The organism is Pseudomonas sp. 9Ag, from assembly GCF_902506445.1.
GTDB lineage: Bacteria > Pseudomonadota > Gammaproteobacteria > Pseudomonadales > Pseudomonadaceae > Stutzerimonas > Stutzerimonas stutzeri_AB.
In genome coordinates this window covers 2,481,292-2,494,136 of record NZ_LR733836.1, presented here as the reverse complement: position 1 = coordinate 2,494,136, position 12,845 = coordinate 2,481,292, and the positions used below count along the sequence as shown (strand labels likewise).

At 58.9% G+C, this 12,845-nt stretch carries 13 protein-coding genes; 8 read left to right on the top strand and 5 right to left on the bottom strand.

All coding sequences use genetic code 11. From position 1 onward, the window contains the following. Position 1 precedes the first annotated feature (1 nt). The gene (locus tag ALTERO38_RS11080) at positions 2 to 1,390 is read right to left on the bottom strand and encodes an MATE family efflux transporter (protein ID WP_102835423.1); all 1,389 of its coding nucleotides are present in this window, start codon (positions 1,388 to 1,390) and stop codon (positions 2 to 4) included. A 121-nt stretch (positions 1,391 to 1,511) separates the two neighbouring features. Between ALTERO38_RS11080 and pdxB the strand changes: the two genes are divergently transcribed. The 8 genes from pdxB (at position 1,512) to ALTERO38_RS11040 (ending at position 9,412) form a co-directional block, all read left to right on the top strand. Then, a complete protein-coding gene (gene pdxB / locus ALTERO38_RS11075) occupies positions 1,512 to 2,657 on the top strand; it encodes a 4-phosphoerythronate dehydrogenase PdxB (RefSeq protein ID WP_159968407.1) in 1,146 nt (381 codons plus the stop codon). 109 nt (positions 2,658 to 2,766) lie between these two features. Continuing rightward, positions 2,767 to 4,839 (top strand): DNA polymerase III subunit gamma/tau, encoded by a 2,073-nt coding sequence (gene dnaX / locus ALTERO38_RS11070; RefSeq protein WP_159968406.1) that lies wholly within the window; start codon positions 2,767 to 2,769, stop codon positions 4,837 to 4,839. A gap of 15 nt (positions 4,840 to 4,854) precedes the next feature. Next, complete coding sequence (locus ALTERO38_RS11065) at positions 4,855 to 5,181, top strand: YbaB/EbfC family nucleoid-associated protein (protein WP_025241324.1); 327 nt, start codon at positions 4,855 to 4,857, stop codon at positions 5,179 to 5,181. 145 nt (positions 5,182 to 5,326) lie between these two features. Next, positions 5,327 to 5,926, top strand: coding sequence for a recombination mediator RecR (recR, locus tag ALTERO38_RS11060; RefSeq protein WP_102835419.1), 600 nt, complete (start codon positions 5,327 to 5,329; stop codon positions 5,924 to 5,926). A gap of 168 nt (positions 5,927 to 6,094) precedes the next feature. Continuing rightward, a complete protein-coding gene (locus tag ALTERO38_RS11055; protein ID WP_159968405.1) occupies positions 6,095 to 7,084 on the top strand; it encodes an ABC transporter substrate-binding protein in 990 nt (329 codons plus the stop codon). A 94-nt stretch (positions 7,085 to 7,178) separates the two neighbouring features. Then, positions 7,179 to 7,922 carry an ABC transporter ATP-binding protein gene (locus tag ALTERO38_RS11050; RefSeq protein ID WP_159968404.1) on the top strand — a complete coding sequence of 248 codons (744 nt, stop codon included), beginning with the start codon at positions 7,179 to 7,181 and terminating at the stop codon, positions 7,920 to 7,922. Beyond that, complete coding sequence (locus tag ALTERO38_RS11045) at positions 7,922 to 8,695, top strand: ABC transporter permease (protein WP_073300143.1); 774 nt, start codon at positions 7,922 to 7,924, stop codon at positions 8,693 to 8,695. The genes ALTERO38_RS11050 and ALTERO38_RS11045 overlap by 1 nt, the downstream gene beginning before the upstream one ends. 9 nt (positions 8,696 to 8,704) lie before the next feature. Then, positions 8,705 to 9,412, top strand: a complete 708-nt coding sequence (locus ALTERO38_RS11040) for a transporter substrate-binding domain-containing protein (protein WP_159968403.1) — start codon at positions 8,705 to 8,707, stop codon at positions 9,410 to 9,412. A 22-nt stretch (positions 9,413 to 9,434) separates the two neighbouring features. Here the strand turns inward: ALTERO38_RS11040 and ALTERO38_RS11035 are convergent, their stop codons facing one another. The 4 genes from ALTERO38_RS11035 to hemN all read right to left on the bottom strand — a co-directional run bounded on the left by ALTERO38_RS11035 (position 9,435) and on the right by hemN (position 12,836). Continuing rightward, complete coding sequence (locus ALTERO38_RS11035) at positions 9,435 to 10,055, bottom strand: SCO family protein (RefSeq protein ID WP_159968402.1); 621 nt, start codon at positions 10,053 to 10,055, stop codon at positions 9,435 to 9,437. A 2-nt stretch (positions 10,056 to 10,057) separates the two neighbouring features. After that, positions 10,058 to 10,606 carry an adenine phosphoribosyltransferase gene (locus ALTERO38_RS11030; RefSeq protein ID WP_102835414.1) on the bottom strand — a complete coding sequence of 183 codons (549 nt, stop codon included), beginning with the start codon at positions 10,604 to 10,606 and terminating at the stop codon, positions 10,058 to 10,060. Positions 10,607 to 10,616: 10 nt separating this feature from the next. Next, on the bottom strand, positions 10,617 to 11,351 hold the full coding sequence (gene fnr, locus ALTERO38_RS11025) for a fumarate/nitrate reduction transcriptional regulator Fnr (protein WP_102835413.1): 735 nt from the start codon (positions 11,349 to 11,351) through the stop codon (positions 10,617 to 10,619). Positions 11,352 to 11,453: 102 nt separating this feature from the next. Then, positions 11,454 to 12,836, bottom strand: a complete 1,383-nt coding sequence (gene hemN, locus ALTERO38_RS11020) for an oxygen-independent coproporphyrinogen III oxidase (protein ID WP_159969688.1) — start codon at positions 12,834 to 12,836, stop codon at positions 11,454 to 11,456. Between the last annotated feature and the right edge of the window lie 9 nt (positions 12,837 to 12,845).

Genomic DNA, 12,845 nt, shown 5'->3' with positions numbered 1-12,845 from the left:
GCTAGATTGCTGCCTGGTTCGGCTTTCGGCGAATTTCACGACGGGCGCTGCGCACCAGGCGAATGGTCAGCAGAAACGCTGCGCAGCTCAGTCCGGCGATCAGGCCCTGCCAAAGCCCTGCCGGTCCGCTGGGCTCGCCAAATTTGTCGGTAAGGCCAAGCAGGTAGCCCACCGGAAGGCCGATTCCCCAGTAGGCGAAAAGCGTGAATATCATGGTCATCCGCGTGTCCTGATAGCCGCGCAGTGCGCCGGCTGCGGTGACTTGAACCACGTCCGAAAACTGAAACAGTGCGGCGTAGAAAAACAGGCTGGCGGCTACGGCGATCACGGCCTGATCGGGTGTGTAGATGCGCGCAATCTGCTCGCTGAACAACAGCATGCTGCCTGCCGAGAAGCAGGCATAGACCAGGCTCGATACGATCCCCACGCCAGCAACAAAGCGTGCGTCGCGTGGGGCGCCTCGGCCCAGCGCCTGGCCGATGCGGATGGTGATGGCCATGCCCAGCGACAGCGGAATCATGAAGATCAGCGAGGTGAAGTTCAGCGCGATCTGATGCCCGGCTACCACGGTCGCACCGAGGCCGCCGATCAGAAGTGCGATGACCGAAAAAATACTGGCCTCGGCGAACACCGCAACACCAATCGGTACGCCGACCGATAGCAGTCGGCTGAGCACCGGCCATTCCGGCCAATCGAAACGGGTGAACAATTGGCTTGGCTGGTAGTAGTTGGCGCGGCGCACCCAGAACAGCATCGCCAGCAGCATGAAAGCCATGACCACCGCGGTAGCCCAGCCACAACCGACGCCGCCCATGGCCGGCAGCCCCAACTTGCCGTAGATGAAGATGTAATTGAGCGGAATATTCAGCATCAGCGCAAGAATGCCGACCACCATGCTGGGCCGGGTGTGGCCGAGCCCATCGCTGTAACAACGCAGCACCTGGTACAGCGCCACTGCGGGAAAGCCGCAGGCGACTGCACGCAAATAGGCCATGGTCGGGTCAATCAGTGCCGGTTCGACCTTCATGAGATGCAGCACCGGTTCGGCGTTCCACATCAACAGCGCGAACAACGATCCTACACCGAGCCCCATCCACAACGCCTGGCGGACCAGCGGCCCAATCCGTTCGTGCTGGTCACGGCCGAAGTGCTGAGCGACATTCGGGGTGGTCGCCAGGATGACACCTGTCACAAGCAGAAATACCGGCACCCAGATCGAGTTGCCCAAGGCAACTGCTGCTAGGTCTTCGGGACTGACGCGGCCAGCCATCAGGGTGTCGACAAAACCCATGGCTGTGTTTGCCAGTTGAGCAATCATCATCGGCAGGGCGAGGGCGAAGAGGGTGCGCAGTTCAACGCGAACCCGTCTGAGTCTGAACTCAGTGGGCATTGCAGATTATCCGGATTGTATACAGTAAGCCGACTAGTCTACGCCGCCAAGCGCACGCACGGGAAGCCAGCAGAGCAGCTCGACGCGGTCTAGAATGGGAAATCACTGACGGAGCCTGACAATGCGCATCCTTGCCGATGAGAACATTCCTCTGGTCGACGCTTTTTTTGCTGAGTTCGGCGAGATACGCCGTATGCCAGGGAGAAGCATCAACAGGGCCGCACTCGAACAGGCCGACGTGCTTCTGGTTCGGTCGGTCACCCGAGTTGATCGCGAGCTGCTCGAAGGAAGTGCAGTGCGCTTCGTTGGCACTTGTACGATCGGCACCGATCACCTCGACCTCGACTACTTTGAAGAGGTGGGAATCAGCTGGGCTAGCGCACCGGGTTGCAACGCTCGGGGCGTCGTCGATTATGTGCTCGGCAGTCTTCTGGCTCTGGCCGAAGGTGAGGGCGTTGAGCTAAAGGGACGCCGCTATGGTGTGATCGGCGCCGGCGAGGTCGGTGGCCGGCTGGTAGAGGTTCTGCGTGGTCTGGGCTGGGACGTGCGAGTCTGCGATCCGCCGCGGCAGGCACGTGAAGTGGGCGAGTTCGTCACGCTGAATGAAATACTGGCCGAGTGCGATGTCATCAGCCTGCACACCCCGCTGACACTGGAAGGCGAGCACTCGACTTTTCATTTATTGAATCAGTCCCGTCTGGAGCAGCTGCGACCCGGTACCTGGCTGATCAATGCTGCCCGCGGAGCAGTTGTCGACAATGACGCTTTGCGCGGGAAGTTGGCTAGGCGGACAGACCTCCAAGCGGTACTCGATGTCTGGGAGGGAGAGCCGCAGGTTGATGTCGAATTGGCCGAGTTGTGTTGGATTGCGACTCCGCATATCGCTGGCTATAGCCTCGACGGGAAGTTGCGCGGAACGGCGCAGATCTATCAAGCGTTTTGTGCCAGCAAAGGGCTGGAGCCAAAGGTCGAGCTGGCAGAGCTGATGCCGCCCGCATCGCTGCGCGGTCTGATCTTCGATGCGTCCGCAGGGTCGGCTGAACTGTTGGCGACAATCTGTCGGGCGGTTTACGACCCACGACGTGATGACGCAGCGTTTCGCCGTCATCTAGGCGCCGACGAGGCCCAGCGCCGGGTCGGCTTCGATCAGCTGCGCAAGCAGTACCCGCCGCGTCGCGAAATAGACGGTTTGCAGATCGAGATTAACGGCGGTCAACCAAAGCTGGAGAAAATCGTACGAGCCCTGGGTGCTACCGTTAAGTGTTAACCGGTTGCTCGCGATCAGCAGCGCCGACGGGGCGGACGTCAGGCTGGATGCAATTTGCAGCCTGCTCCGCTAGCATTACCCGTCCTCTGCTTTATCCCGCGATGGTGTTATGAGTTATCAGGTACTAGCCCGTAAATGGCGTCCGCGTTCGTTCCGCGAAATGGTCGGGCAGACGCATGTGCTCAAGGCCCTGATCAACGCGCTGGATAGCCAGCGCCTGCACCATGCCTACCTGTTCACCGGTACTCGTGGCGTCGGTAAGACGACCATCGCGCGGATCATCGCCAAATGCCTCAACTGCGAAACCGGCATTAGCTCAACGCCGTGCGGCGAGTGCTCGGTCTGCCGGGAAATCGATGAGGGTCGGTTCGTCGACCTGATCGAGGTAGACGCCGCAAGCCGCACCAAGGTCGAAGACACCAGGGAGCTGCTGGACAACGTGCAGTACGCTCCCAGCCGCGGGCGCTACAAGGTCTACCTGATCGACGAAGTACACATGCTCTCGTCACACTCGTTCAACGCATTGCTTAAAACGCTTGAAGAGCCGCCGCCTCACGTCAAGTTCCTGTTGGCTACCACCGATCCGCAAAAGCTTCCTGTGACCATCCTGTCCCGCTGCCTGCAGTTCTCGTTAAAGAACATGCCGCCCGAACGGGTAGTCGAGCACCTGACCCATGTGCTTGGCGTCGAGCAGGTGCCATTCGAGGAGGATGCGCTCTGGTTGCTCGGCCGTGCCGCTGACGGTTCAATGCGCGATGCGATGAGCCTCACCGATCAGGCGATCTCCTTTGGCGAGGGCAAGGTGCTCGCGGCTGATGTACGCAGCATGCTCGGAACCCTTGATCATGGACAGGTCTATGGCGTGCTGCAGTCGCTGTTGGAGGGCGATGCTCGCGCGCTACTCGAAGCGGTGCGTCATCTCGCAGAGCAAGGCCCCGATTGGGGGGGCGTGCTCGCGGAAATGCTCAACGTCTTGCACCGCGTTGCTGTCGCTCAGGCTTTGCCGGATGCGGTCGACAATGGGCAGGGCGATCGCGATCGAGTGCTGGCCCTGGCGCAGGCGTTGCCGGCCGAAGATGTACAGTTTTACTACCAGATGGGGCTGATCGGCAGGCGCGATCTGCCGTTGGCCCCCGATCCGCGAAGCGGCTTCGAAATGGTTCTGCTGCGTATGCTCGCGTTTCGGCCTGCCGATGCTGAAGGCGCGCCGCGAACACCGCTAAAGATATCGGGAGTCAGTCCGGCCACGACTGATTCCAGAGCAACGAACGTGGCCGGTTCAGCAACATCGGCTGCGCCGGTTCGTGATCCGGTTCCATCGGCTTCGGCACAATCACCGACTCCCATACAGGCGCATCCGTCGCAGATTGCGCCCGATTCGGCGGTTGTGGCTACCGAACAAACTGTGGCACCCGTGCCTGCAGCCAGTGTTTCGTCCCCGGAAATCGCAACCGTGACGAATACTGGGTCTGCGCCTGCCTTGTCCGGAACTGCTAAGGCGGAAGCTGCGCCGCCAGTGGTGGATGTGCCCTGGAATGAGCCTCCAGACACCCCACCGGTAGCCGTGGAAAGTGAGGCACTGGAACGAAAGGCCGAGCCTTTAGCTGAGCCAGCGCATCACGCTGCGGTGGTTGAAGTGAATGAGCCGGACGATGATGAGCCGCCGCTCACGGACGAAGACTACTTCGAAGTCGAAACGCAGGCGGAAGCCTACCTTGGCGGACTGGACGATTTTGAGGCTGACCCGCAGCCGGCCGAACCGGCTCTAGCTGTTGAGCCGGCCACGGGGTTGGCGGCCGAGTGGCTGGACATTTATCTGAAGCTGGGACTCGCTGGCCTGACCGGAAGTATTGCGGCTAACTGCACCTTGATTGCAGTTGAGGGCGACCGCTGGCTCATGCACCTGGACCCGGCGCAAAGTGCGTTGTTTAACGCCACTCAGCATCGGCGTCTCAACGACGCACTCAACCAATACCATGGGCGCACTTTGCAGCTGGATATCGAGTTGCAGACCCCACAGCAGGAAACGCCGGCGCAGGCTGCTGCTCGGCGCCGTGGCGAACGTCAGCGGGCTGCAGAGCAGTCGATTCAGGCAGACCCCGTGGTCCAGCAGTTGATGCAACAGTTCGCTGCCGTCATTCGCGACGGTACCATCGAACCCGTAGAACACTCCGAACCCTGATGCGAGGTAAACCCCATGATGAAAGGTGGCATGGCCGGCCTGATGAAGCAGGCGCAGCAGATGCAGGAAAAAATGCAAAAGATGCAGGAGGAGCTGGCCAACGCAGAAGTGACCGGTCAGTCCGGTGCTGGCTTGGTGAGCGTAGTCATGAATGGTCGGCATGACGTCAAGCGCGTCAGTCTTGATGACAGCCTGATGCAGGAAGACAAGGAAATTCTCGAGGACTTGATAGCCGCTGCGGTAAACGACGCGGTTCGCAAGATCGAGCAGAACAGCAAGGAAAAAATGGCCGGCATGACCGATGGTATGCAATTGCCACCGGGTTTCAAGATGCCCTTCTGATGTGATTCCGGGGGCCGTTCCAGGCACTCGTCCAGCGTGGCGTATCGGCGCCGTGAATGACGCTTATCGAAGCGAATTCCACGGCGCTGTTCTGAGCGCCGCCTCTGTATAAAACAGCCCCATTACCTCTCAGTTTGGTGAGCCCATGTCTTTCAGTCCGCTTATTCGTCAACTCATTGATGCATTGCGCATTCTTCCAGGCGTGGGGCAAAAAACCGCCCAGCGCATGGCTTTGCAGATGCTCGAGCGCGACCGCAGCGGCGGGCTGAGACTGGCTCAGGCGCTTGCGCGTGCAATGGAGGAGGTGGGCTATTGCCGTCAGTGCCGCACACTAAGCGAGGAAGAGCTGTGCCCCCAATGCGCTGACCCGCGTCGGGACGATACCTTGCTTTGTATCGTCCAGAGCCCTGTGGATGTATTCGCAGTGGAGCAGACCGGTTTCCGAGGTCGCTATTTCGTCCTCAAGGGGCACCTGTCTCCGCTCGATGGCCTCGGGCCAGAGGCCATAGGCATCCCGGAATTGCTCGGCAGAGTGGCTGAGGGCAATTTCAAGGAGGCGATACTGGCCACCAATCCCACCGTCGAAGGCGAGGCTACTGCGCACTACATTGCGCAGCTTTTGATTCCCAAAGGGTTGACGCTCAGCCGTATCGCGCACGGTGTGCCGCTTGGCGGAGAGCTTGATCTTGTCGATGGGGGCACGCTTGCACATGCGTTAGCTGGACGGAAGACGATCACACTCTGAGTTCTGCTGCTATATAACCTCCGGTTTAATGCTTATGGCGCCTAAGTGGGTGCCTTGCTCGGCCGAGTTGATGTAAAGTTCTAAGCCATAACTCGTTAATAACCAAATCAATGGTTTACCGTTCGTTCGGTTATATGTATGGCGCTGCCTATCCACTTGAGGTCGACAATGAAGGCAAAACACTGGTTGGTTCCCGCACTGCTGCTGCTAAGCGCTTTTGCGCAGGCGCAGGAAAAATTCAAAGTCGGCTATATCCGTGTAATGGATGATGCTCAGGCGATGGTTGCCCATGAGGGCGGCTTCTATAAGAAGCATGGTCTCGACGTTGAGCTGGTCGAGTTCAGTTCCGGTACCGATCTGATCAAGGCCATCATTGGCGGCCAGCTGGATACTGGAGTTCTGGGCTTTACCAATGCGGTCGCATGGGCATCCAAGGGTGCTGATCTTAAGGTAGTCGGTGGTGCTCAGCAGGGGTATCACTCCATCGTGGCGCGCGAAGGAACCGGCATCGAGAAGATCGCCGACCTGAAAGGCAAGATTCTGGCATCCCAGAAAGAAGGCAGCACCGCCGATGCGGTGCTGCGTGGCGTCACCTTGAAAGCTGCCGGCTTGGCGCCCAGCGATGTCAACATCATGGGTACGAGTCCGGCAGTAGCCGTCCAGTCGCTCGTCTCGGGACGCACCGATGCGGCGTTTCTCTTCGAGCCCTATGATCGGATCGCTCAGCTCATGGCCCCCGTCAAGCAGATCTATGAAATCGGCGAAGTCTGGCCATTTCCGTGCATGGTGGTAATCACCGCCGGCGAAACTTTGGAAAAGCGCAAAGAGGCAGTCTGGAAGTCGCTTGATGCTCAGCGGGAGGCAATCGAGCTGCTGGAAAATCAGCCAGCCGAAGCGGCCAAGCTGATCGCTGATTACTTTATCGCCGAGCCGACGCTGAAGACGCTTAACCGCGGTGAATTGCCTCGTGAAGTGGTAATCGAAGAGGCCATCGCTACTCAAACCTTCGGCGCCAAGCTTGGCAGCGATGACCTGGCACGTATTCAGGAGCTGGCCAATATTCTTCAGGAGCTGGGCTCGCTCAAGACTCGCGATGGTAAGCCATTCGATACCAGTGCCATTCTCGACTTGTCCTGGCAAGAAGCCCGCGAGCTGTAAAACGGCGGCAGATCGTTCCGCACTGCCCGGCCATAGAGCCGGGCAGTGTCATTTAGCCCACTAATTGGGCAGTTCTTGAGGTTTTCCAAGCGATATGCAACTCAGGTTCGAAGAAGTAGACAAGCAATTTGGCCAGCTTGAAGTCATCAAGGGTTTCAGCGGCGAGTTTGCCCAGGGTGAGCTGGTCGCTCTGGTAGGACCTTCCGGTTGCGGGAAGTCGACGTTACTGCATCTGGTTGCCGGACTCGAAAAACCTACCGCAGGTCGTGTACTCGCCGATGGCGAGAAGATTCCTGGTCCAAGTCCCCGGCGCACCTTGGTGTTCCAAGAGCACGCCCTATACCCCTGGCTTTCGTTGCAGGCCAATGTGGCAATGGCCCTTGAGTTACAAGGCGTAGCCAAGGCCAATGCATTCGAGCAGGCAAGGGTCTGGCTCGCTCGGGTCAGCCTGGAGGGTTTCGAGCACTACTACCCGCATCAGGTCTCAGGCGGCATGCGGCAGCGCACGGCTCTGGCGCGTGCGTTTATTGCCAAGCCGGAAGTGCTGCTGCTCGATGAGCCATTCGGGGCGCTTGATGCGCTTACGCGCATGGCATTGCAGGACGTTCTGCGTGAGTTGATCGACGAGCATCAGCCTACGGTGCTGCTGGTTACTCATGACGTGGATGAGGCTTTGTACCTGGCTGACCACGTGCTGGTGTTCAGTGCTCGTCCGGCCAAAGTGCTGAAAACGTTCAACTTCATTCATTGCGAAAAAAGCCACGATCTATCCGAGTTCGCCGCCGAGCGTCGCGAGATCCTTCGCTTGTTGGGTATCAAGACGGAGGTAGGGCACTGATGAGCCAGGGACGTCGTCTGACCGGACCGAAGAAATACCTCGCCGTGGTGCTGGCGATTTTATTCATCCTGCTGATTTGGCAGATCGCTGCATGGAGTCTTCCTGCCTTTCTGATGCCTGGGATACCCGTTGTGTTCGAGCGGTTGTTGACCACGGTCTATGAGCCGGAGTTTCGCGAAGGGCTTTATGGCAGCATGAGCCGGTTGGGGAGTGGTTACAGCTTCGCAATGCTGTTTGGTATCGGCTTCGGGTTGCTGGGTGGTGTGCTGTTCTTCTTCCGTGAAATCCTGCGTTCTGCCATCGTAATCCTCCAGTCAATCCCCTCGATCGCGTGGGTGCCGCTGTTTCTGATCGTGATGGGTTTCGGTAACTTGCCAATCATCGTCGTGGTCGCACTGGCGGCATTCTTCCCAATGGCGCTGTCGGTCATGAACGCCACCGAAAGTGTGCAGCCTGTCCAGGTTGCCGCTGCTCGGGTGATGGGCGCATCACGTTGGCAGCTGGTGCGGCGGGTCTATCTCCCGGCTGTGATGCCCGAACTCATTACCGGCGCGCAGCTGGCTTTTGGAAACGCCTGGCGAGCGCTGATCTCGGCAGAGATGCTGATCGGATTCGGTCAGGGTCTCGGGCGCTCGCTGGCTTATTCCGGTGAAATTGCCGACATGGCCGGCGTGATGATGAATATCCTGGTCATCGCTATTCTGGCGACGCTGATCGATCAGGTTGTTCTGGAGAAGTTCAAGCAGCGCATGCTGCGCTATCAGTACGTGTAGAACGGCGCCGTGAAGACCCGTTTGTTACGGCTGATGCTCCTGCTGTTGGCGCCTGCTGGCGCCCAGGCCGCCACGCTGGAGGCTGTTGCGGTTGATGCTTACCGTCCGCTCAAAGCGGCGGAGGCTGAACCAATCGAGCAGGGTTTCGAGGCCGCTTGGCTCGCCCGTCTGGGCGAAGCCTTGGGCCACGACATAGCGCCTTCAGTCGCCCCCGGGAAGGGGCCGCTGCGCTTCGGTGAGCTTGGATCAGGTGCCGCTTATTATTCCAGTGAGATTGGTGCTTTAACCGCAAGCAAAGCAGGGCTAGCCGACTGGGCTGATCTTGCTGGCGAGTCATTCTGCGTCACAGCAGGTAGCCCGCACGCTGGCATCGTGGCTGGCCGCTTCGGCGGCGTTGCACGGATATATCCCAGCGCGGCACAAGCACTGATCGGTCTGAAACTCGGTGAGTGCAAGGCGGTTGTGGACGACCTTGTCTTGCTGCGGCAGATCGCCAAGCTGCCTGAGTGGCGTCGCTACGATCAGCTGCTACCTGCCTTTGACTATCCTCGCCTCACATTAAGGGTCGCGGCAGGAGATAGCGCGCTGCAACAGCGCGTCGAGCAATACACTGACAGCCGGGAAGGGCAGGATGCTTTGGCTGAGGTAACGCAGCGCTGGATTGACGAGGTTGCCTTTCAGGCCTACGTGCTTGCCGATACGCTTGATTGTCACTAGGTCTTTTTGGCCGTAGATGGCGTCATCTTGCGTCGATTAGCTGGGGCAGGGCCTTGCTTAGCCCTTCCAGCTTCAATGGGGCTCGGATATGTCCGCGCAGCGTCCCGTTCGGGCCGACGATTGCTAGATTGCCGCTGTGGCTGACGCTGTAGTCGGATACCGTCGCATCCGTTGTCGCAATGAAAGGAAGCCCAAGACCTTTAGAGAGCTTCTGCAGCTCGGGCATTTCGCCGGTCAATCCTTTGAAGCCTGCTCGGTAATAACTCAGGTAGGTACGCAATGCTTCAGGCGTGTCGCGTGCAGGATCGGCGCTGACCAAAATCACTTGCAGCTGGTCACGCACCGTGGGCGGCAGCTGGTGGAGTAAACGACGCATGTCGCTCAGCGTTGTTGGGCAGATGTCAGGGCAAGCGGTGAATCCGAAAAAGAGCAGGAACCAGCGGTCACGTAGCGCATCGCTTGTGAAGCTCAGGCCCTGTTCGTCAACGAGTTCGACAGTAGGCAACTGTCGCTCCCGCGGAAGCACTAGTAGGTTCGCCTCGTCGAGCATGGCGTCGCGGTCGAGTGCAAAAGACGTTGAGCAGAATGCCAGGAGCCCGAGCAGCGCTCCGCAGCGCAGGGCAGACGTGCAACTGCTGCTCAAGTCTAGCGCTCGTTCAGTTCGAATGCGGTCAGGGTGAAGGTGGGGATGCCCATGTCCTGTAACTTGCGCGATCCTCCGAGCTCAGGCAGGTCGATAATCGCAGCGGCTTCATGAATGTGAGCGCCCATGCGGCGAACCAGCTGAGCTGCCGCGACCAGCGTACCGCCCGTGGCGATGAGGTCATCCAGCAGTAGAACCGAATCGCCTTCGCAGAGGCTGTCGGTATGCACTTCAAGGTAGGCTTCGCCGTATTCGGTACTGTAGGCCGCTGCCAGCACGTCGGCTGGAAGCTTGCCCTTCTTACGAAACAGGACCAAAGGCCGGTTCAGTTCGTAGGCGATGATCGAACCGATCAGAAATCCACGGGCATCCAGCGCACCCACGTGGGTGAAATCGCTTTCGACATAGCGCTGAATCAGACTGTCCGCCACCATGCGCAGGGCTTTTGGCGACTGCAAGAGTGGCGTGATATCACGGAACACCACACCCGGCTTGGGGAAGTCTGGGACTGGTCTGATCAGGGTTTTGATCGCGAATTCGTCAAAGATCATACGAGCTCCGTTAGGCGTCCATGTTTCCGCCCGCCAGGGCGCACAACCGGATGGAGTCAAGAATTCGGACTTCCTTTCCTTCAGCTTCGAGTAGCCCACTCGCCTGGCAGCGTGTGAATACGCGCGAAACGGTTTCTACCGCGAGACCGAGGTAGTTGCCTATTTCATTGCGTGACATGGGCAGGCGGAACTGATTGGCGGAAAAGCCGCGGGCGCTGAAGCGGGCCGACAGATTGATCAGAAAGGTCGCGATGCGTTCGTCGGCAGTCTTCTTCGACAGCAGCATCATCATCTGCTGATCATCGCGAATCTCGCGGCTCATGATGCGCATCAGCTGACGGCGCAGCTGGGGCAGCAGCACACTGAGCTCGTCGAGGCGCTCGAAAGGGATTTCACACACCGAGGTGGTTTCAAGCGCTTGTGCGGAAACTGGATAGGTTTCGGTGTCCATGCCGGAAAGCCCGACCAGCTCGCTCGGCAGGTGGAAACCAGTGATCTGCTCCTCGCCGGCATCCGTGACGCTGAAAGTGCGAAGGGCACCGGAGCGGATGGCGAACACGGAATTGAACGCATCACCCTGACGGAACAGTGTTTCGCCTTTTTTCAGGGGGCGTCCGCGCTTGACGATTTCGTCCAGCGATTCCATGTCCTGCATGTTCAACGAAAGCGGCAGACAGAGGCCAGAGAGGCTGCAATCCTTGCAATTAGCCTGCGGCTGCTTGCGGACCTTGATGGGCTCGGACATTGCGGGATCCTGATAAAACCTTACGGTGCGCAAGACTAACTCACGCAGGCACCTTAGGCCAATCGGTACAAGGGTCGCAGTGGGGGTGGCAAGGACCGTTATTCACATGGCATGTAAGAACCGCGACGCGGGGCGAGGGGGTAGGCAGTGGTCGAACTGCATACACACAGCATGTACGAGTAACCGTCCGGCCGGCAGAATGGTCATCGCGTCCGCACTTAGCTGGATGAGACCATCGGCAGCCATCTGCTCCAGAGCGGGCCAGGTCTCCTCGAAATAGGTCTTGAAGCTGACACCGAAGATACTTTCGATCTCGTCGAAACGTAGCTCGAAATCACAGAACAAGGCCTGAATGGTGTAGTGCCGGATCTGATCGTCCTGATTGCATCGCAGCCCCCGAATGGTGGCGAGTTGGCCTTGTGCCAGCGACTGTTGGTAGAGCGTGATGTCGCTGTTGTTCTGGCAATACAAGTCGCCAATCTGGCTGATCGCTGAAACCCCGAGGCCGACCAGATCGCAATGTCCATGAGTCGTATAGCCCTGGAAGCTGCGTTGAAGGGCCCCATCTTCCTGGGCCATTGCGAGCTCATCGTCAGGCAGGGCGAATAGATCCATGCCGATATAGCGATAGCCCGCGCGAGTCAGCTGTTCCACGCTGTGCTGCAGCATCGCCAACTTATCTGACCGGGCTGGTAGCTCTGCAGTGTTGATCTTTCGCTGCGCCATGTACCGCTCGGGCGCATGCGAATAACTGGAAACTGAAACCCGCTCCGGCTGCAGCGCGATCACGGCGGCCACCGTCTGAGCAAAGCGTTCGGGGGTTTGCAGAGGCAGTCCGTAGCTTAGATCGATCTGTATCGAGCGGAACTGCAGCGTTCGGGCAGCTTCGATAACCGTCTGAGTCTGTTGTAGGGTCTGAGTACGGTTGATTGCCCGCTGCACATCCGGATCAAGATCTACCAGGCCTATGTTGATGCGGTTGAAGCCAAGCTCACGCAATAACCCCATCGTCGGCCAGTCTGCTGCGCGTGGATCGATATCGATGCTGAAATCGCCATGATCGTCGTTTTGCAGGTTGAAGTGCTTGCGCAAATGGCTCATCAATCCGCGCAGCTCGGCATGCCCGAGAAAGGTCGGTGTGCCACCGCCGAAATGAAGTTGCTCCACCATCTGGTCCTGGCTGAGATGACAGCCGACCAGCTCGATTTCCTTTTCCAGTCGTGCCAGGTACGGAGAGGCACGCTCGCGGTCTTTGCTAATGACTTTGTTGCGCTGGCAGTGGTAGCAGATGTCGGCACAAAATGGCAGATGAACATAAAGCGACAGCGGTCTGACCGCTTGGCGGCTGCTGCGCAGCGCATGCAGCAGGTCGAACGAGCCGAGGTTGGAATTGAACTGCAGGGGCGTCGGATAAAGGGTATAGCGCGGCCCATCCTGATCGTAACGATGAATCAGGTCGGCATCCCAGCGAATGGCGTCGAGCATCATACGGTC

Bases quoted from the DNA above. Each gene is read 5' to 3' on its own strand.
- ALTERO38_RS11045 (WP_073300143.1), top strand. From the start codon at position 7,922: ATGAGCCAGGGACGTCGTCTGACCGGACCGAAGAAATACCTCGCCGTG.
- ALTERO38_RS11050 (WP_159968404.1), top strand. From the start codon at position 7,179: ATGCAACTCAGGTTCGAAGAAGTAGACAAGCAATTTGGCCAGCTTGAA.
- pdxB (WP_159968407.1), top strand. From the start codon at position 1,512: ATGCGCATCCTTGCCGATGAGAACATTCCTCTGGTCGACGCTTTTTTT.
- ALTERO38_RS11055 (WP_159968405.1), top strand. From the start codon at position 6,095: ATGAAGGCAAAACACTGGTTGGTTCCCGCACTGCTGCTGCTAAGCGCT.
- ALTERO38_RS11030 (WP_102835414.1), bottom strand. From the start codon at position 10,606: ATGATCTTTGACGAATTCGCGATCAAAACCCTGATCAGACCAGTCCCA.
- ALTERO38_RS11065 (WP_025241324.1), top strand. From the start codon at position 4,855: ATGATGAAAGGTGGCATGGCCGGCCTGATGAAGCAGGCGCAGCAGATG.
- recR (WP_102835419.1), top strand. From the start codon at position 5,327: ATGTCTTTCAGTCCGCTTATTCGTCAACTCATTGATGCATTGCGCATT.
- ALTERO38_RS11080 (WP_102835423.1), bottom strand. From the start codon at position 1,390: ATGCCCACTGAGTTCAGACTCAGACGGGTTCGCGTTGAACTGCGCACC.
- fnr (WP_102835413.1), bottom strand. From the start codon at position 11,351: ATGTCCGAGCCCATCAAGGTCCGCAAGCAGCCGCAGGCTAATTGCAAG.
- hemN (WP_159969688.1), bottom strand. From the start codon at position 12,836: ATGCTCGACGCCATTCGCTGGGATGCCGACCTGATTCATCGTTACGAT.
- dnaX (WP_159968406.1), top strand. From the start codon at position 2,767: ATGAGTTATCAGGTACTAGCCCGTAAATGGCGTCCGCGTTCGTTCCGC.